Source organism: Serratia sarumanii, assembly GCF_029962605.1.
GTDB lineage: Bacteria > Pseudomonadota > Gammaproteobacteria > Enterobacterales > Enterobacteriaceae > Serratia > Serratia sarumanii.
Window position 1 is genome coordinate 1667459 of sequence record NZ_CP124750.1, and the last position, 19104, is coordinate 1686562.

Annotated in this window: 21 protein-coding genes; 14 read left to right on the top strand and 7 right to left on the bottom strand. The window is 58.9% G+C overall.

Going from position 1 to position 19104, the window contains the following annotated elements:
- The first annotated feature begins 83 nt into the window (after positions 1-83).
- Positions 84-920 carry an aldose epimerase family protein gene (locus tag SSARUM_RS07925; RefSeq protein WP_033654635.1) on the top strand — a complete coding sequence of 279 codons (837 nt, stop codon included), beginning with the start codon at positions 84-86 and terminating at the stop codon, positions 918-920.
- 37 nt (positions 921-957) lie between these two features.
- Here SSARUM_RS07925 and ybjG read toward each other — a convergent pair whose 3' ends face one another.
- Positions 958-1563 (bottom strand): undecaprenyl-diphosphate phosphatase, encoded by a 606-nt coding sequence (gene ybjG / locus SSARUM_RS07930; protein WP_060429801.1) that lies wholly within the window; start codon positions 1561-1563, stop codon positions 958-960.
- Between the two features lie 5 nt (positions 1564-1568).
- Complete coding sequence (locus tag SSARUM_RS07935) at positions 1569-2303, bottom strand: phosphatase PAP2 family protein (protein WP_060429803.1); 735 nt, start codon at positions 2301-2303, stop codon at positions 1569-1571.
- Positions 2304-2450: 147 nt separating this feature from the next.
- Between SSARUM_RS07935 and SSARUM_RS07940 the strand changes: the two genes are divergently transcribed.
- Positions 2451-3296 carry a 5'-methylthioadenosine/S-adenosylhomocysteine nucleosidase gene (locus tag SSARUM_RS07940; RefSeq protein WP_060429804.1) on the top strand — a complete coding sequence of 282 codons (846 nt, stop codon included), beginning with the start codon at positions 2451-2453 and terminating at the stop codon, positions 3294-3296.
- 140 nt (positions 3297-3436) lie between these two features.
- Positions 3437-3949, top strand: coding sequence for a serine protease inhibitor ecotin (gene eco / locus SSARUM_RS07945; protein ID WP_033637803.1), 513 nt, complete (start codon positions 3437-3439; stop codon positions 3947-3949).
- Between the two features lie 60 nt (positions 3950-4009).
- On the opposite strand, the gene SSARUM_RS07950 is transcribed toward eco, so the two are convergent.
- Positions 4010-4915 (bottom strand): LysR family transcriptional regulator, encoded by a 906-nt coding sequence (locus SSARUM_RS07950; protein ID WP_053091702.1) that lies wholly within the window; start codon positions 4913-4915, stop codon positions 4010-4012.
- A 58-nt stretch (positions 4916-4973) separates the two neighbouring features.
- On the opposite strand from SSARUM_RS07950, the gene SSARUM_RS07955 reads away from it, so the two are divergent.
- From SSARUM_RS07955 to SSARUM_RS07980, 6 genes are all read left to right on the top strand, one after another.
- Complete coding sequence (locus SSARUM_RS07955) at positions 4974-6143, top strand: four-carbon acid sugar kinase family protein (protein ID WP_140926891.1); 1170 nt, start codon at positions 4974-4976, stop codon at positions 6141-6143.
- Positions 6140-7141 (top strand): 4-hydroxythreonine-4-phosphate dehydrogenase PdxA, encoded by a 1002-nt coding sequence (pdxA, locus tag SSARUM_RS07960; protein WP_038881152.1) that lies wholly within the window; start codon positions 6140-6142, stop codon positions 7139-7141. Before SSARUM_RS07955 ends, pdxA begins: the two co-directional genes overlap by 4 nt.
- 32 nt (positions 7142-7173) lie before the next feature.
- On the top strand, positions 7174-7866 hold the full coding sequence (locus SSARUM_RS07965; RefSeq protein ID WP_060429806.1) for a beta/alpha barrel domain-containing protein: 693 nt from the start codon (positions 7174-7176) through the stop codon (positions 7864-7866).
- 186 nt (positions 7867-8052) lie between these two features.
- Entirely contained in the window at positions 8053-8403 is a 351-nt protein-coding gene (locus tag SSARUM_RS07970) for a hypothetical protein (protein WP_140926889.1), read from the top strand.
- A 379-nt stretch (positions 8404-8782) separates the two neighbouring features.
- A complete protein-coding gene (locus SSARUM_RS07975; protein WP_049213128.1) occupies positions 8783-10264 on the top strand; it encodes a hypothetical protein in 1482 nt (493 codons plus the stop codon).
- Positions 10261-11034 (top strand): ankyrin repeat domain-containing protein, encoded by a 774-nt coding sequence (locus SSARUM_RS07980; RefSeq protein ID WP_060429810.1) that lies wholly within the window; start codon positions 10261-10263, stop codon positions 11032-11034. The genes SSARUM_RS07975 and SSARUM_RS07980 overlap by 4 nt, the downstream gene beginning before the upstream one ends.
- Positions 11035-11083: 49 nt before the next feature.
- On the opposite strand, the gene sigJ is transcribed toward SSARUM_RS07980, so the two are convergent.
- From sigJ to SSARUM_RS07995, 3 genes are all read right to left on the bottom strand, one after another.
- A complete protein-coding gene (gene sigJ / locus SSARUM_RS07985) occupies positions 11084-11980 on the bottom strand; it encodes an RNA polymerase sigma factor SigJ (RefSeq protein ID WP_049213126.1) in 897 nt (298 codons plus the stop codon).
- Position 11981: 1 nt separating this feature from the next.
- Positions 11982-12422, bottom strand: a complete 441-nt coding sequence (locus SSARUM_RS07990; protein WP_049213125.1) for a carboxymuconolactone decarboxylase family protein — start codon at positions 12420-12422, stop codon at positions 11982-11984.
- 300 nt (positions 12423-12722) lie between these two features.
- A complete protein-coding gene (locus SSARUM_RS07995; RefSeq protein ID WP_004938680.1) occupies positions 12723-14411 on the bottom strand; it encodes an aspartate:alanine antiporter in 1689 nt (562 codons plus the stop codon).
- 294 nt (positions 14412-14705) lie between these two features.
- Between SSARUM_RS07995 and SSARUM_RS08000 the strand changes: the two genes are divergently transcribed.
- Positions 14706-15095, top strand: a complete 390-nt coding sequence (locus SSARUM_RS08000) for an inner membrane protein YbjM (protein WP_033637808.1) — start codon at positions 14706-14708, stop codon at positions 15093-15095.
- Positions 15096-15140: 45 nt separating this feature from the next.
- Here the strand turns inward: SSARUM_RS08000 and SSARUM_RS08005 are convergent, their stop codons facing one another.
- Positions 15141-15404: a GrxA family glutaredoxin gene (locus tag SSARUM_RS08005; RefSeq protein ID WP_004938676.1), complete on the bottom strand. Its 264-nt coding sequence runs from the start codon at positions 15402-15404 to the stop codon at positions 15141-15143.
- A gap of 230 nt (positions 15405-15634) precedes the next feature.
- Here SSARUM_RS08005 and SSARUM_RS08010 point away from each other — a divergent pair, with 230 nt between their 5' ends.
- The 4 genes from SSARUM_RS08010 to potF all read left to right on the top strand — a co-directional run bounded on the left by SSARUM_RS08010 (position 15635) and on the right by potF (position 19025).
- Positions 15635-15937, top strand: a complete 303-nt coding sequence (locus SSARUM_RS08010) for a YbjC family protein (protein ID WP_033646672.1) — start codon at positions 15635-15637, stop codon at positions 15935-15937.
- Positions 15938-15991: 54 nt separating this feature from the next.
- Positions 15992-16894, top strand: coding sequence for a 30S ribosomal protein S6--L-glutamate ligase (rimK, locus tag SSARUM_RS08015; protein ID WP_033637810.1), 903 nt, complete (start codon positions 15992-15994; stop codon positions 16892-16894).
- Between the two features lie 135 nt (positions 16895-17029).
- Positions 17030-17509: a type III secretion system chaperone family protein gene (locus tag SSARUM_RS08020; RefSeq protein ID WP_004938666.1), complete on the top strand. Its 480-nt coding sequence runs from the start codon at positions 17030-17032 to the stop codon at positions 17507-17509.
- A gap of 406 nt (positions 17510-17915) precedes the next feature.
- Entirely contained in the window at positions 17916-19025 is a 1110-nt protein-coding gene (potF, locus tag SSARUM_RS08025) for a spermidine/putrescine ABC transporter substrate-binding protein PotF (RefSeq protein ID WP_033637811.1), read from the top strand.
- The last annotated feature ends 79 nt before the right edge of the window (positions 19026-19104 follow it).

Genomic DNA, 19104 nt, shown 5'->3' on the forward strand with positions numbered 1-19104 from the left:
ATAACTTAAAGGCGGAGTTTTGTTATTTAAATAACATTTAACGGCTCGCGGCCTGCGCGGGCGCAACGTCGAGGGGAAAAAAGATGAAGATCAACATCGAACTGGATCCTGAAGCTTTCGGGGCGCATCGGCAGGAACTGTTCCGCAATGCGGATTTCGCGGTGAGCGCGCATCGCTGCGCAGAACGCGGGCCGATGCTGACGCTGGCGAACTGCCGCGGCGCGCTGACGGTCTTGCCGTATGAGGGTCTGGCGATTTGGGACGCCGAGTTTGACGGTTATTCATTGAAATCGGGCCGCCGCAGCGCCCGCGGTCTCGGGAGAAAGCGCGCTGACGACGCGGCGTTCTGCCCCGCCTGGCCGAGCCACGACGGCGCGCCGCTGCAGATGCAGCGCGTGTGGCTGCAGCTGACGGGCGATGAGCTGACGTTGCATGGCGAAGGCGAGCGGTTGGGCGGGCGTTGGCGCATCGGCCCGGCGCTGCGTTTGGCAGCCCAGAGCGCGCAGTTCGCCATAGAGATGAAGGTCACTAACCTGGCCGAGCGGCCGCAGCCGCTGCGCTATGTGTGTCGCCTCAACTATGATTGCATTCCCGACGCGGTATTCCGCCAGAATCTGCCGACGCCGGCTTTGTTAGGGGATGCGATCGGGCAAGAACTGCTGTGCTCCGACGATCTGACGCGCTATGTGGATCAGGCCGAGTTCTTTATGCTGACGCCGCAAGGCCGGCGTTATGTCACGCGCTTCGCTACCGGGCAGTTCAACTATGGCCTGCGACGCATCGCCGTTCAGGGCAACCGGCGGCTGCTGGCCTTTGTTCAGCCGGCGAACTGCCGCCCGAATGCGTCAGAGGGTGAGGCGGGGGTGATGCTGGGAGCGGGAAAAACGCGGGCGTTCTGCGTGACCACCGGCGTGGTGTGAAATCACGGGGCGGTAACGCCCCGGTCATGTTGTACGGTTACTCTTTCACCCAGCCGCGGCGAATGGCGAAGGCGAACAAGAAACGATACAGGCGCGACAGCTTGTCGGCGAGGGCATCGCCGAACAGATTCCACACCAGCTGGGCGAACAGGCAGCCGACCAGACCGAGCAGGAAACCGCCGACCATATCCAGCGGCCAGTGTACGCCGAGGTAAACGCGTGACCAGGCGATGCCGACGGCGACAATCATCAGCAGCGCACCGGACCAGACCCGGTGCCAGAACAGGAACGCCAGCGCAAAGGTAAAGATGGCGGTGCCGTGATCGCTCGGGAACGAGCTGTCCGGCGCGTGCGCCAGGAAGGTATACCCCACGCCGGCGACGAATGGACGCTCATGCGGCAGCAGCGCGCCGATAGTGGAGGCGGCAAGCATGGCGAACAGCAGCGCGATCGTGGTTTTCGCCACCACTTCGCGCTGTGAAACCAGCTGGCTTTGCGGCCCCCACAGCCACAGGCCGACGATCAGCAGCGGCACGATAATGATCAGATCGCGCGCCAAAAAGGTGGCGAAATCAATCATCCACTCGGGAGACGCCGGGTTCGCATTGATCCAGGCGAAAAGAACATGGTTTAACTGCTCCATAACCGTTACCTCATCTTGCGGCACCAATAGCCGCTAACCATCCAATAAATAACCAACTGGCTTAACCAAACCCACCAACCCGCCCACAGGTTATGGGTAAGAAAATGTGCGCCGCGCATGATCTGACCAAAGCCCATCAGCATGCCGAGCGCAATGCCGCCGCACCAGCACCACCAGGCCAGGCGCGGGCGCTGCGGATAAAACAGGAAAAACAACGCCATGACCGCGAAACCGCTCGAGGCGTGCCCGCCGGGGAAACAGCGGCCGGGGCCCGGCAGCGCCGGCACCGCACCGAACAACGGGAAGGACATCGCCTTGCCGTCGTACTCGATCAGATCCCACGGACAGGAGTGCGCGCTGGTGGCCTTGAGAATGCCCACCACCAGCGGGCCGATGCCGAGAAGCAACATGCTGACGATCAGGCGCGCGCTGCGGCGATAGATGCCCCAAAACAGCGCCAGTACCGCCCCGACGATCACTATTTGCTTCAGCAGGCGGTGGTTGATCAGATCCAGCCAATAATTGTTTTGCCACGGGAAATGCCCGCTGGCGGCATCGTACCAAAGGTTGCCGATCGCCCAGTCCAGCTGTTCGTTGCGGGAGAGCCACAGGAACAGCAGGCCGCTGATCAGCAGGCCAAAAACCTGCCAACGGTAAAAGGATGCCGGCAGGGAGTAAAGGGCGGTTGTCTTAATTTGCGGTGCCGTTGAGGATTGATTTAATGACGATTCTGGATTCACGCGCAGGCTCGGTGGCAGGATTGAATAACGCCACTGTAATAATTCTGTCTTAAGAAAACCTTAGTCCACCGGTAAGAAAACCCTATCCGAGGCCACCGCCTTCGGCTAAGGTAATCGTTTGCTTTTTTTCGGGATGAGAATGTGGTGATGCAGAATAACGCGCGTGTCTTACTGTTGGCGGCTGCCGGTGCGGCCTTTTCTCCGCTGAGCTTTGGCCAGCCTGCGGCGGCCGGGCCGATCGTGGTGCAGGGCGCCATGCCGGTGGAGGCGGAACGTTTCGCCCAGCGGTTGGAAAACCCGCGCGAGGAGCAGATTGGCGGCTGGCGCTTTTGGCACGGCACCGTAGACGGCTACCCGGTGGTGGTGTCGGAGACGCTGAAGGGCATGTCCAACGCCGCGGCGGCCACGGCGATCGCCGCCACGCAGTTCCGCCCGGTGGCGATCTTCAACCAGGGCACCGCCGGCGGCCATGATCCGGCACTGAAAGTATATGACATCGTGCTGGGCAAATATTCGGTCAATCTCGGGGCGTTCAAAACGCCGGCCAAGGCGTTGGGGGCAGGCAGCGACTCACGGCAGTGGCAGCCGATGGATCTGTTGGCTTCCAAAGGCAGCGCCGGCGAGGACAAAAAGGCGCACAGCCTGCGTCAGTTTCCCGCCGACCCCAACCTGCTGGCGATTGCGCAAAGCGTTAAGGGCGATTACCGACAGGGCAAGGTCGTGGAAGGGGTAATCGGCTCGGCCGACGTGTGGAACAGCGAGCTGGACCGCATTCGCTATTTCCACGACAGTTATCAGACTTCGGTCGAAGAGATGGAGACCGCCTCCGCCGCGCAGATCGCCGCCGAATTCAAGGTGCCGTTCGTCGGCATTCGCGTGTTGTCCAACAACATCACCAATCAGGGCAACTACGATCCGCAAACCGGGCTGGCATGCCAGGATTATGTCTATCAGGTGGTGAAGGCCTATGTTGCCAACCTGAAGAAACGCTGAGTCATTGCTCCGGTTAATCGACGATATCAGGCGATTGTCACTATTGAACGCCTATTGTAAAGAAGATTAAACCTGTGGCGGGCTTAGCTGTAGTGTATTAGTTTATAGGCGGATTATTTGACAACGTGTAGGGATAAAACATGAATAAGGCATCCGTTGTATTTTCCGGCCTGCTGATGGCCGTTTCCGCCGGCGCTATGGCGGCTACCTCTGGCGATGACGCGGATATCAGCAAGCAGCCGCTGGAAAAGGTCGCGCCTTACCCGAAAGCCGAGAAGGGCATGAACCGCCAGGTGATCTACCTGCCGAAGCAAGAGCACGAAGAGAACTACAAGGTGGAGCTGCTGATCGGCAAGACGCTGGAGGTGGACTGCAACCGCCACATGATCGGCGGCACGCTGGAAACCAAAACCCTGTCCGGCTGGGGCTACGATTATCTGGTGCTGGAGAAGCTCTCTGAACCGGCCTCGACCATGATGGGCTGCCCGGACAACACCAAGACCAAGCAATTCATCGCCGCCAACCTGGGCGACGCCGCGATGCAGCGCTACAACAGCCGCCTGCCGATCGTGGTGTATGCGCCGAAAGACGCGGAAGTGAAATACCGCATCTGGAAAGCCGAAGATACCGTAAGCCAGGCCGAGCAGAAGTAATCGCCGCCTGACGCCGCTCCGCTTGTCCTGCCCTGCGCGGCAGGCGGAGACTTTTCCCCGTTACGCTTTCTTTCCGCCCGCCAATACCGCCCGTTCGGTTTCTTCCCCCATGGCGATCAGCCAATCCAACACCGTTGAGAATATCGCATCCTCCTGGCCGTCGGCCTGGGTCATCAGCACGTAATCCGTCCCGTCAGGCGCAAAGCCATATGGCGCCACCAGCGCGCCGTTGACGATGTCATCCGCCACCAGCGCCAAAGGGCCGATGCCGATACCGGCGCCGGCGACCGCCGCCTGCAGGCTGAGATAGAAATGTTCGAAACGCAGCTCGTTGCCCGGCTGGATCTCGAAGCCGCTGTGGGCGCACCAGTCGCGCCAGGCGAACGGTCGCGTCTCGGTGTGGAGCAGGGTGCCGCGCAGTTCACGCCCCGCCGCGGCATGCTCCCGGCGGCAAACCGGGCCGACCCGTTCTTTGAGGAACGGGCGGGCGACCACGTCGTCGGCGATCGGGAAATCGTTGCGGCGAATCGCCAGATCGATGCCTTCGCGCGAGAAGGCGACGGCGCCGCCGGCGGAGACCAGCTGCAGATCGCGCTCTTTCCCCACCGCCTGCTGCAAACCGGCCAGGCGCGGGATCAGCCAGCGGATCAGAAAGGTCGGCTCGCAGGAGATCACCAACGGGCGATTCTGATGATGCCGACAGGCGCGGTCGATCGCCGACTGCAGGTTGTCCAGCCCCCGGCCGATCTCGCTCGCCAGCTCTTGCGCCTGCGGCGTCGGGTGCACCATGCGGCTGGTGCGCTGAAACAGCGCGAATCCCAGGGTCTGCTCGAATTCGCGCACCGCACGGCTGACGGCGCCGTCGGTGACGTTGAGTGATTTGGCGGCTTTCGACACGCTGCCGTACCGCACCGTAGCTTCGAAAGCCCGTAATACCGCCAGGTTAGGCAATCTTCGTTGACGCACTGCGCCCCCTTTTGATTGAGTTTTTATCAATCATCGATACTACGCAAATCGTTTTTTATTGCCAGCCAAATCCGCCAAAGTGTGCATCACTTTCCACTTACGGGTAACTGCGATGATTGCCATTCTCGCCGATGATCTTACCAGCGCGCTCGACGGCGCGGCCCCGTTCGCCGCGCGCGGACTGAGCGCCTGCGTCATGCTGCGCCTGCCCGATGCCGCGTTGCAGGGCGCGGAGATCGTCGCCTTCGATTTAGATTCCCGCTTCGTTTCGCCGGAGCAGGCGGAGCGGCGTTTTCGCCATGCCGCCGCCTGCGTGAAACCGGCGCGCCTCATCTACAAAACGGTGGATTCCACGCTGCGTGGCAATCTGGGGCCGGAAACGCGCGGGGCGCTGACGGGCAGCGGGCGCCGTCTCGCCATCGTCGCGCCGGCCTTCCCGGATGCCGGCCGCACCACGGTGGGCGGCCGGCAATACGTCGACGGCGTCGCGCTGGAGCAGACCGCCTTTGCGCGCGATCCGAAGAACCCGATCGTCACCAGTTACGTCATGGAGCGCATGGCGGGGCTGGAGCCGACGCGCTTTCAGGTATTCGACGCCGCAGGCAACGGCGAGCTGGATGAGCTCGTGGGGCGGATCGGCATTGCCGAACCGGTGGTGTGGGTGGGATCGCCGGGCCTGGCGGCGGCGCTGTCGCGTGCGTTGTCCTCGGAGGAGAACGCGCCGCCCGCTCAACCGCCGCTGAGAGCCCGCAAGGTGCTGGTGGCGATTGGCAGCCTGCATCCGGCGAATGACGCCCAGCTGGCAAGCCTGCGGCAGGCGGGCGCGGTGCTGGTCACGCTGCCTGAAGCGGCCGATCCCGAGGCGGTAGCGCAAGAGGTGCGAGCGGCGTTTGCGCGTGCCGATGTGGTTTGCCTGATTTCGCCCCGGGCGCGAGCGGGTGCGGCGGACCATGCCGCTGTGCTGGGCGCGGTCGTCAGCCGTTGCACGCCAGCCTTCGACGGGCTGGTGGCGACCGGCGGCGATACCGCGCGGCGCATCGTCGACGCTATGGCGGCCGGCTCATTGACGCTGTTCGGTGAGGTGGAACCCGGCGTGCCTTTCGGTTTGTTGAATCTGCCGGGCCGCAGGCTGCCGTTCGCCACCAAGGCGGGCGGTTTTGGCCGGGCCGGTACGTTGTTGAACTGCGTAACCCGGTTGCGCGCTGACCGAGAAGGAGAAGAACAATGACCCTTTCCACCTTGCCGCTGGCGATAACGATGGGCGATCCCGCCGGCATCGGGCCGGAGATCATTGCCAAACTGGCGGCCACAGAGCGGTTGAGCACGCCTTATGTGGTGATTGGCGATGCCGGCGCACTGGCGCGCGCGGCGGCCAGTCTGGGGCTGACGCTGCCTATCCGCGAACTGCCCGCCTCGCTGGCGGGATGGGACGAAGCCTGGCGGCGGGGGGAGACCGCCGTCTATTCCGCCGGCGTTGCGCTGCCGGCGGACTTGCCCCTCGGCAGGCTCGATAAGCGCGCGGGGGCGGCGTCTTATGCCTGGGTGGTTGCCGCCATCGATCTGGCGCTGGCGGGGCGCATCGCCGGCATCGTCACTGCGCCGCTGAACAAGGAAGCGATGCGCCTGGCGGGGATCGATTATCCGGGGCACACCGAGATCCTGGCGGCGCGATCGGGCACCCAGGACTTCGCCATGATGCTGGCCAATGACGAGCTGCGGGTGATCCTGGTTTCCATTCACGTTTCGCTGCGGGACGCCATCGACGCGGCGACCGTGGAAAACGAGCTGCGCGCGTTTCATCTGGCGCAAACGGCCTGCCGGGCGTTGGGCATAGCGAAACCGCGCATTGCGGTGGCCGGCCTGAATCCGCACGCCGGTGAAAACGGCCTGTTCGGCCGCGAAGATCTTGACGTCATCGTGCCCGCCATCGCCCTGGCGCGGGAACAGGGGTTGGACGTCAGCGGCCCCTGGCCCGGCGATACCGTTTTTATGCGCGCCCGGCGCGGGGAGTTCGACATTGTGGTCGCCCAATATCACGACCAGGGCCTGATCCCGGTGAAATATCTCGGGGTGGATCACGGCGTTAACGTCACCGTCGGCCTGCCGTTTATCCGCACCTCGGTCGACCACGGTACGGCGTTCGATATCGCGGGCAGCGGACGGGCGGAACACGCCAGCCTGCTGTACGCCTTCCGGCAGGCGGAAAAAATGCTGCGCGCCCAATAACTCACATCACCTGAAGACAATAAGGAAACACCATGCACACACCCGAGTTTATTTTCATGCTGACGCGCAACGACAGCACGGTGCCCGATGCGCAAGCGCGGCTGCCAGAAGTGCTGGCTGCCGGCGTGAAGCATATCGGCTTTAAGGATATCGGCCTGCCGCTGGATCAACTCAAACAGTTGGCGCAGGCGATCCACGCCGGCGGCGCCACCGCGTACCTGGAAGTGGTCAGCCTGGATGAGGAAAGCGAGATGAATTCGGCGCGCGCGGCGCTGGAATTGGGCGTTGATGTATTGATGGGGGGAACGCGCCCGGAAAGCGTGCTGCCGATCATTCGTCAGTCTGACCTGCGCTACTATCCGTTCGCCGGCCGCATCAGCGGCCACCCCAGCGTGCTGGAAGGTGACATTGACGATATTGTCGCCAGCGCCCGCCAGCGCGCTGCTTTACCGGGCGTGACAGGGCTGGATCTGCTGGCCTACCGCTTTGCCGGCGACGTGCCGACGTTGATTCGGCGGGTGTGCGATGCGGTCGACAAACCGGTTTATATCGCCGGGTCTATCGACCGGGAAGATCGCATCGCCGCCGTGGTGACGGGCAATGCGGTTGGTTTCACCGTCGGTACCGCGGCGCTGGACGGCGTGTTTCCCGCCGATAAGCCGGGGCTGACGGCGCAAATCAACGCGGTGAAATGCCTGATTGGCAATGTGATCCGCAAACTGTAACGCGTCTCCATTCGGTTCTTTCCAGGGCGATGGGGCAGTTATCTCATTCGTTGAATCATTAATTTGCATGGCTTCTCTTTTTTAATGCTCTTGCGAGCAGGCACGCCCTTGGGCGCTCGCCGACGTTTACCCGGCAACACAGCGTAATTGCCGCCAGGTTCAATATATATATAGAGGGAGTGAAAAATGATTAAAGGGTTAGGGAGTGCCGTTGTGGCGGTGAGCCTGTTGTTAACCGGCTGCGGTACCTTCAGCCTGCTGCGCGATCAAAAGATCGCCGACGCTTTTCACGTCGGCGCCGACAAGCGTTCGATAAGCCGGGATTTCGGCGAGCCGATCGCCACCCTGCCGACGCTGAACGGCCAGGGGGTGTGCCACGACTATAACCACCGCTTGCCGAACGGCACCGTGACGCCGTTCTACGTCGGCTTCAGAAACAGCGACGGCAAAGTGGTGGCCTTTGGCCCCACCACCTGCGGGGAAGCGCAGGCCAACGGCAATCTGAACAGTGATGAACCTATCAAACAGCGGTTCTAAACGGGCATTGCTGCGCCGGCCTGTGGCCGGCGCAGCAAAAGCAGCCCAGCAACGTTGGGTGTGCCATTTTTTTTTCTCTATATCCCTTCTGATTTTCCGCCAGACTTTTATCTGAGATTTATTTTCCTATGGCGTTTGCCAGACGCCGCTGCCGAAAAACACCATTACATGAATTCTCTCCATCGGGTCTTACGGTGTGAACAGCAAGACAACAAAGCAATCTTTGCTGAATTATGCTAGTTTTTCGAACATTCACGGGCATACAGTGACTTGCAAGATAAGGATATCCAATGCGTTATCGTTCGCTAAATCTCGGCGAGGTGACAAGGAAAGGGGCTGGAACGCCGCCCCAGGGAACCGACGTACGGGCTGGTGCCGTATGAAGCTGCTCTCTCTCTTTTCTGAACACACGGCGCCGGAAAGTTTCTCCCGGATACTCACCCCGACACAAGCGCACCATGAGCTGGAACGGCATTATCTGTTCGGCGGCGCAGCCGGCATATCGATAAGCAGCCGGTACTCCATAACCCGCAATACTCAATCCGGTATTGGCGTCACCGGTTATCGTGAGGACGCGATTGTGAAGCGCAGCGTGTTCGATGATCTCAATCGGGGCGGCTTGCTGGCGATTGATGAGGGAATGGGCGCCTGGACGCCGACGAAATACGCGTTTTACGTCGACGCGGAAGGCCGATTACAGCGCTATCCCGGCAGCTCTCTTCCTGCCTTTTATCCAACTGGGCGCGTGATCGCCCGCTATGAAGAAATGGTCAGCCGCTATGGCCGGCGGGCAAAACCGACGGTGCTGCCGGCGAGGCAGAATACGACCCGGAATCCCCCTCTGCAGCAAGCCATCGCTACCGCAGTGGCAACCGTTGCCGCCACGGTACAGGCCATTCGTCCGATGACTAAGGCTGAACGCTGGCAAGAACGCCAGTACCTGATAGGGCGAGGCAACCGCAGCATTTACCCTGATGCGCGCATGGCGGCACAGCGATTGGCGGAGAACAACGTCGCGGTCGAAAAAGCGAAGCTGGCTGAGAATGTTTACAAGACCACTAACCCACTCAAGGACACGATAGACATCCCTGAGGGCTGGAAGGACATCAGTAACAATGATGGGGCGCTGGGCCGGCTTGGTTTGAGCAGTAACATGCTTTATGACAAACCAATGAATCCTGACTTTTTAGCCCGAGTTTATCAGCCAGACGAAAGTGTCTTTGGCAAGGCGATGAACCCGACGGTGGTATTCCGCGGATCGCGGGCACCAGAATTCCCGGAGGGAATAAGCCGCGCAACCCAAAAAGCCTTAATAAGGGGTGACTTATCAGGCATTAAAAATCTCAGTGACTGGAAAAACAACGGTGCTCAGGGAATAGGGATTAATTCTGAATACTACAAAAAAGCGGTTGGTATTGGCGATAAAATTTCAAAGGTATCCAATATCGACGTTGCAGGTCACTCATTAGGCGGTGGCATGGCGTCTGCTGCCTCCATGGCCAGCGGCAAGCCAGCTTGGACGTTTAATGCCGCTGGATTGCATGCGGGAACCGTAGAAAAATACGGCGGCTCTATAATAGGCAGTGTCGATAATATTCAGGCGTATCGCGTGAAAGGGGAGCTGTTGACCAAGCTGCAGGAGGTTGATTTGTGGGAGGATGCCAAAGACCTCAAATTTTATCCGCCGGCGGTGATGGCGAAAGAACGGTTGTCCATGTTGGCGCCTGACGCCGTGGGAGTAAAACACACGCTTTCCGGTGGAACAGGCTCACTGCTGGATAAGCACGGTATAGACCAGGCGATACAATGCATTGAAAATGAAAAAGACGATGACATTGCCACAATCAAGGGAAGAATATGAAAAAACTTATTCTCATTATCACGATGGTAGTGTCTACGCTCATCATGCAGGGGTGCGAAAAAGGTATGGATTTACAACCGCAGGATTATTTTGACGGTCAGCAATTGGACATTGCCAAAGCCATTTATGATGGTGATAGGCCGCAGTTGGATAAACAGTTATCATCAGTAAACAAAGAGATCTTAAATCGTCCAGCTAAGGAAGAAATGACCTTATTGTTCTGGGCAATAAACAATGCCATCTATGATAAAACCACACCTGAAAGGCTGAAAATTATCACTGATTTGGTAAAAGCCGGCGCAGATCCTTTACAGCCTCAACCCAACACGCCAGGTAGCCCAGCTGAATTTGTTATGAAAGCGGATAAAGGTATCTGGATACAGGCTATGTTAGAGGGCGGACTTTCTCCAAATGCTAGGGATAAGGTTCATAATCAACCCATTATATTTAATAGCATCTTTGCAAAAAACACAGAAACATTAGAGGTCATGTTGGATTATGGTGCGGATATAAATATAAGAAATTCACTGGGTGATACGCTGCTCATCGATGCTTTAGACTATCACTCCTATGACCACGTCATTCTTCTTTTAGAAAAAGGTGCCGATAGCGATATAAGAGGCAACTCGGGTTGGACGATGGGCAATCAGCTGCAACGGCTGATTAATAGGAGTCAGGACGGCAGTGAGGCGAAAGAGTCTCTTGAGCGCATCAGAGACGAGCTAATTAAGCGTGGCGGGAAATGGCCGCCTGCTCCTGTCAGTCAATAAACCGTCTCGCTGTAATACCAGAAAATGGGCACATGTTGTAAGGGTATTCTTACCGCAGAGGCATTGTCCACAGACGGTCGAGTTGCGAAAGTTTGCTTGGGTTGCGCACGATAAATACCTGAGCCAGTCGGCCTTCGGCATTCAAACTGAGACTGACAGACGCCGTAATACGGCCTTGTTCGGATAGCAAGGCGCCTGGCACGCCATTGATGAGCGCGTGTTGCCAGAGATAGGCTCGCCAAAATACGGGCAATTTACCGCCGATAAATTCGAGCACGTCACGTTTGCCGACGAGTTCAGCCAGGTTGGCGGGCACTTTGCCGCCGCCGTCCGCACTGAGCTTAACGTCTTCGGACAACAGGGTCGAAAGCGGTTCGATATCTGCCGTTTCCACCGCCGTTTTGAAAGCGATAAGCAAGGCTTCCTGCCGCTCTGTGGGCTGGGTTTTACGCTCCTCTGGGCGGCCAACTTTTTCGCGCGCGCGTGACACCAGTTTACGACACGCCGTTTCTTCTCCACCTAATGTCATGGCGAGATCCGCGTAGGGCAAGTCAAAGATGTCATGCAGCAAATAGGCTGCGCGCTCGCGGGGAGTGAGTCTTTCGAGCAACAGCATAAAGGCCGTCGACAGCGACGATGAGAGTTCCAACGTTTGCTCGGGCGTTTTGGCTACGGCGGTTTGAATGGGTTCTGGTAGCCAAATACCGACATAATCGACGCGAGCCTGCTGCGCGGCGCGCAGCAGGTCAAGACAACGACGAGTGCAGACGGTGGTCAGCCAGGCAGCAGGATTCAGAATGCTGTGGCGATCCGCATTTAACCATTTGATATAGGTATCTTGCACGGCATCTTCCGCGTCGGCCAGAGAACCTAAAATACGATAGGCGAGGCCGATCAGAAACGGTCTTCTCGATTCGAACAGTGCTGCATACTTGTCGTTTTTCATATTAGTGGCCGGAAATATGAATTCTATTCCACAGATTTATCATAGTGATATTTGCGGTTAGCGCGCTGATTTCTTCCTCGGAATAGTACGCGCGCAATGCCGCGCGCAGTGGGCCATACTCGGTATGGCGTTCAAGCCGCGTTAACGCTTCTGTCCAGGCAAATGCGGCGCGCTCGCGAGGCGTGAAATCATCAACGTGTTCCCATACCACCAGCCTGTCCAGACGTGCGTTGGTTTCACCGTCCTCACGCGCTTCTTTGGTATGCATCTCGACACAGTAACCGCAGCCATTGATTTGCGAAGCGCGCAGGAGGACGAGATGGTAGATTTTGCGCTCTAGATTGTGCGCGTCGATAGCGCCATGCACTTTCAGCAGCGCGGAAAAAACGTTGGCAATGGTTTGCGCATGATTGACAGGGTCGGTATTCACTGGCGTAGTCATAAGAACTCCTCATTTATCGGGTTAACACATATAGATGACGAATGAGAAGAGGGATGTGTGACCGAACCACAGCAAAAATGTGCATTTCGGGGTCGTGGGCCGTTGATGTAATACGTTTTTCAGGCAACAAAAAACCCGATAATCTTGAACCTAAAAGGCGGGATTATCGGGCTCCACAAAATGGGGACATCAAAGAAAAGCAGTGGCACTAATTCAGACTGCGGCCCCCAACGAAAGTTCTGGCCGGCGACAAAAAAATCAAAATATTTTTATCGCCGATCCATCTCTCCCGCTAATCGATCAGCCGAGTATCCCTGGCCATAGCACCACGATGAGTGAACCCGCCAGCGTTAACAGCACGTTAGCGATGGCGTAGGTGCCGGCATAGCCCAGCGCCGGGATATTGCTGCGCGCGGTGTCGCTGATGATCTCCATCGCCGGCGCACAGGTGCGGGCGCCCATGATGGCGCCGAACAGCAGGGCGCGGTTCATGCGCAGCACGTAGGCGCCGAACAGGAAGCAGATAATCACCGGCACCAGGCTGACGATCAGCCCAGCGATCAGCATCTGGCCGCCGACCGCGCCCAGGCTGTGGCCGATGCCGGCGCCGGCGCTCAGGCCCACGCCCGCCATAAACACCATCAGGCCGAATTCTTTCACCATGTTCAGCGCGCCCTGCGGAATGTAGCCGAAGGTCGGGTGGTTGGCGCGCAGGAAGCCGAGCATGATGCCGGACATCAGCAGGCCGGCGGCGTTGCCGATGCCGAACGAGAAGTTACTGAACTGAATGGTGATCTGGCCGATCAGCAGGCCGATGATGAAGAAGGCGCAGAATGCCAGCAGGTCGGTCACCTGGCTGTGGATGGAGATAAAGCCAATCTTCTCCGCCACGCTCTTCACCCGGCGCGCGTCGCCGCTCACCTGCAGCACGTCGCCTTTGTTGAGCACGATGCTGTCGTCGATCGGCATTTCGATCTGGCTGCGGATCACGCGGTTGAGGAAGCAGCCGTGGTCGGTCAGCTTCAGTTGGCTCAGGCGCTTGTTCACCGCGTTGCTGTTCTTCACCACGATCTCTTCGGTCACGATGCGCATGTCGAGCAGATCGCGATCGAACACTTCCTTGCCGTTGCGGAAGCTCGGGTCCAGCCGCGCGTGGGCGTCCGGGTAGCCGACCAGCGAGATCTCGTCGCCCACCTGCAGCACCGCGTCACCGTCCGGGTTGGCCAGAATGCCGTTGCGGCGGATGCGTTCGATGTAACAGCCGGTCTGGCGGTAGATGCCCAGTTCGCGCAGGTTCTTGCCGTCGGCCCAGGCCACCAGTTCGGGGCCGACGCGGTAGGCGCGGATCACCGGCAGGTAGACCTTGCGCTGGCTGTCGGTGTCCAGGCCGCGTTCGCGGGCGATCTGCTGGGCAGAGGTGGACAGGTCCTGGTGCTGCAGCTTCGGCAGGTAGCGCGCGCCGAAGATCAGGCTGACCAGACCGATCAGGTAGGTGAGGGCGTAGCCAAGGCTCAGATGATCCTGCGCCGCCAGCAGCGCCGGGCCGTTGACGATGGTGTTGCGCAGCGTGTCGCCGGCGCCCACCAGCACCGGCGTCGAGGTCATCGAGCCGGCCAGCATGCCGGCGGTCAGGCCGATGTCCCAGTGGAACAGTTTGCCGAGACCGATGGCGATAACCATCGCCGAGCCGACCATCACCAGCGCCAGCATCAGGTAGTTTTTGCCGTCGCGGAAGAAAATCGAGAAAAAGTTGGGTCCGGCTTCCACGCCGACGCAGAAAATAAACAGCATGAAGCCGAGATTCAGCGCCTCGGTGTTAATGGCGAAGTGTTGCTGGCCGAGCAGCAGCGAAACCACCAAAACGCCAATGGAATTACCGAGTTGGACGGAGCCCAGACGGAGTTTACCGAGGCACAGCCCCAGTGCGAGTACCACGAACAGTAACAGAATGTAGTTACCGTTTAACAAACTAGCGACGTTTATGTTCACGGAGGATAACTTATTGTTTACCAGTAAGTGCTTGATATAGATAACTATAAGAGATAGATTCAGCCTTAAAACGACGTTATAAATCACCACCAGCGGAAGGCAAAGCGAACCATCGTTCGGCGGCGTTCATTCTAGACGCTATGACCGATGACAGCCAGCACAGAAAGCTGATTTCCTGCGCCGCCGTGCGCATTTAACTCTCTTTTGACCAAGGAAAAAATTCGGTTCAGCGTCACCGCGCGGGTGAGCGGGCCGATTTCTATTGATGCGGTAATTGGGTGGGGGAGAATTCGCATGACGAGTTATAGATATTGGCTGGGCATTCTCAGCTGTTTTCTGTTGTTCAGCCTGGTGTTTCTCGGCCAGCAAACCGGCCTGTTCGGCAGCACCGATCATGAGCACCACGGCGAAACCGGCCTGCTGCTGTTTGTGATCCCCGGTGCGATCGCCAGCTATCTGTCGAGCCGCAAGCGGCTGCTTTGCCCGCTGCTCGGCGCGCTGTATGCGCTGCCGCTGTGCCTGTTGATCCGCCACTTCTGGCTGACGCCGTCCTCTTCGTTCTGGCAGGAGCTGGCGTACGCCACCAGCGCGGTGTTCTGGTGCGTGTTCGGCGCGATGCTGATGCTGTTCGCCCTCGGCCTGTTGCAGACGCTGCAGCAGCTGCACCGGCGGCAGCGGCAATAAAAAAAGGCGCGTTAAGCGCCTTTTTTGTCTTTGTCGTTCAAAAGTTTACTGGAACAGGTTCAGGTGTTCTTTGGCGTAAGCTTCGAAATCGGTGCAACCGCCGATGTGCTTCTCATCCAGGAAGATCTGCGGCACGGTTTCAACCGGTTTGCCGACGGTTTTTTCCAGATCGGCCTTGGTGATGCCTTCCGCGTGGATGTCAACGTAACGGAAGTTGAAATCGTCGCGTTCTTCAGTCAGTTTTTCCGCCAGTTCTTTAGCGCGGACACAATAAGGACAGCCAGGACGCCCGAAGATTACTGCAAACATGCAACGCTCCTTAATTGGATTTTCAATAAATTGTTCGCTACCGCAACGACATCCCGTCACCGAAAAAGTCATTACCTGCGTCAGATGGTGCCTACTATGCCCGTTGAGCCGGCGAAAAAAAAGCAGGAATTACCTGTTAGTTTGATTCATGTAACCAATTAGTCTGCCGGGACTGTCGCCGCCGACGGGAATTCACTACACTGGAGGCAGACCTTCTGGAGAAGAAAAATATGCGTTCATTCGGTGACTTACCGCGCCCGGTGCTGGTGTTGGAAGGGCTGGGCATCGTGATGCTGGTGCTGGCCTACCTCAGCATTCACGGGCACCTGCAGCTGCCGGGCTGGCTGGCTTCGCAGCAGGCGGCGGTCGGCATGATTTTCCTCGGCGTGGCGCTGATGGTGCCGGCGGCGGCGTTTCTGGTGTGGCGCGTGGTGCAGGGCTTTGGGCCGCTGATGCGCGGCGGGTTGCCGCCGGAAAACGATCGCCGCAAACCGCAATCGAAAGATAATCAGGACAGCGATCCGCGCGCCTGAGCGCCGCGGCCGCTAACCCGCCTGCCGGGCAGGCGTTGGCCTTTGGGGTGACGAGTGAAAATTGCCATTCTTTCTCGCGACGGAACGCTCTACTCATGCAAGCGGCTGCGTGAAGCGGCGGAAGATCGCGGGCACAGCATCGATATCATCGATCCGCTCTCCTGCTACATGAACATCAATCCGGCGGCGCCGACCATTCATTATCGCGGCCGCCAACTGGAGCGTTACGATGCGGTGATCCCGCGCATCGGCTCCGCCATCACCTTTTATGGCACGGCGGTGCTGCGCCAGTTCGAGCTGCTCGGCAGCTACCCGCTAAACGAATCCGTGGCCATTACCCGCGCCCGCGACAAGCTGCGTTCGCTGCAGCTGCTGGCGCGGCAGGGCATCGATCTGCCGATTACCGGCTTTGCCCATTCGCCGGACGATACCGGCGACCTGATCGAACTGGTCGGCGGCGCGCCGTTGGTGGTCAAGCTGGTGGAAGGCACGCAGGGCATCGGCGTGGTGCTGGCGGAAACCCGCCAGGCGGCGGAAAGCGTGATCGACGCCTTTCGCGGGCTGAACGCCCACATCCTGGTGCAGGAATACGTGCGTGAAGCGCAGGGGCGCGACGTGCGCTGTTTGGTGGTCGGCGGCCGGGTGGTGGCCGCCATCGAACGGCAGGCCAAGCCGGGCGAGTTTCGCTCCAACCTGCACCGCGGCGGCACCGCCCGCAAGGTGACCATCACCGCCAGGGAGCGGGCGATCGCGGTGAAAGCGGCCAGTACGCTGGGGCTGGACGTCGCCGGGGTGGATATCCTGCGCGCCGAGCGCGGCCCGCTGGTGATGGAGGTCAACGCGTCGCCGGGGCTCGAAGGCGTGGAAACCACCACCGGGCTGGACATCGCCGGCATGATGATCGAATACATTGAGCAGCGCGGCCGGCCGGGCTTTCGCCTGAAATCCGGCGGTTGACGGGTGGGCGGCGCGCTTTTCCCGCCGTGCAATATCTGAATTAGTGAATTAAGCCGCATTGATCGTGGCGTATCGGGTGAATATTCCGTAAGCTATGCGCCTTTTCGCGTATTGAATATTGTGAGGCTGGTTATTATGGATTCACTCATTGTCCCCGATTTGGCGCTGTTGCGGCGCTGGCTGGATCAGTCGGGCATCTCTTTCTTTGAGTGCGATTCCTGCCAGGCGCTGCACCTGCCGCACATGCAGAACTTCGACGGCGTGTTCGACGCCAAGATAGATCTGGTGGACAACGTCATTCTGTTTTCCGCGCTGGCCGAGGTGAAGCCGACCGCGCTGATCCCGTTGGTGGCGGACCTGAGCCAGATCAACGCCAGTTCGCTGACCATCAAGGCGTTCGTCGACATTCAGGACGACAACCTGCCGAAGCTGATCGTCTGCCAGTCGTTGAGCGTGGCGGTCGGCATCACCTACGAGCAGTTTACCCACTTCATGCAGCAGGGCGAAGAGCAGGTCTCGATGGTGATCCTCGAGGCGCGGGCGAACGATCTGCTGTTTATGGGTGATGAAGAAGAGATCCCCGCTGGCGCCGTGCGTCAGCCGATGCTGCACTGATCCTCGTCGTACCTTAAGCATGCCGTCGCTCCGGCGGCATGCTGCCGTTATTCCCCTCCGCAATAAAATATTCTGCACTTTGGCCTTTGCCGCCCGATCTTTCTCGCCTTTTGTGCCGTTAATGGCGTATCACATAGAGAAAAACTGCATAAAAAATCGATAAAAGGCGTTTTTTACCCTGGGGGCTGGCGGGTTGCGATGGCAGCGGCTATGCTGCTGATTCTGCAAAGGGCTTGCGATTTCCCTTGTGGCCACGCGAGCAGGGCAGTGAAAAAAGGCGCATACAATCATATGCATAGCCATTCAGTTCGCGGTTGCAACGATTGCGCTCGATCAGGAAAGGTTTTGTATCGCTGCAGATACAAGTTCAATTCTATGATTCACCCTGTTTTGGAGGAAGTTACGGATGGTCACCCAACGTAAAAAGTGGTTATCGGGTGTGGTTGCCGGCCTGTTGATGGCCGCGTCCGTCACGGCGTCAGCCGAAGAGAAAACGCTGCACGTGTATAACTGGTCCGACTATATCGCGCCGGATACCCTGGCCAAATTCCAGAAAGAAACCGGCATCAAGGTGGTGTACGACGTCTTTGACTCCAACGAAGTGTTGGAAGGCAAATTGATGGCGGGCAGCACCGGTTATGATCTGGTGGTTCCTTCATCCAACTTCCTCGAGCGCCAGTCGCAGGCCGGCATCTTCGAGCCGCTCGACAAGAGCAAAATGCCCAACTACAAGAATCTCGATCCCGAGATGCTGAAGCTGGTGGCGCACAATGACAAGGACAACAAATACGGCATCCCTTACCTGATGGTGACCACCGGCATCGGCTACAATGTCGACAAGGTGAAGGCGGCATTGGGCAAAGACGCGCCGGTCGACAGCTGGGATCTGATCCTCAAGCCGGAAAACCTCGAGAAGCTGAAAAGCTGCGGCGTCTCCTTCCTCGATGCGCCGAGCGAGGTCTACGCCACCGTGCTGCACTACCTGGGCAAAGATCCCAACAGCACCAACGCGGCGGACTATACCGGCGCGGCTAACGATCTGCTGCTGAAGCTGCGGCCGAACATCCGTTACTTCCACTCGTCTCAATACATCAACGATCTGGCGAACGGTGATATCTGCGTGGCGATCGGCTGGTCGGGCGACGTGATGCAGGCGGCCAACCGCGCCAAAGAGGCGAAGAACGGCGTGAACGTGGCCTACGCGATCCCGAAAGAAGGGGCGCTGACCTACTTTGACATGTTCGCCATGCCGGCGGACGCCAAGAACAAAGACGCCGCGTACCAGTTCCTGAACTTCCTGATGAAACCTGACGTGATGGCGGGCATCAGCAACTATGTCTATTACGCCAATGCGGTGAAGGACTCTACGCCGCTGGTGAACGCTGAGGTGCGCAATAACCCGAACGTCTATCCGCCGGCCGATCTGCGCGCCAAGCTGTTCACGCTTAACGTACAGTCGCCGAAGCTGGACCGTGTCATTACCCGCGCATGGACTAAAGTTAAAAGCGGGAAGTGATGATGGGGGGATATCCCCCATCGTCGGTAAACCGGCAGGCGGGCGCTCCCCGCCTGCATTGCCGTTTTGGGCCACGGCG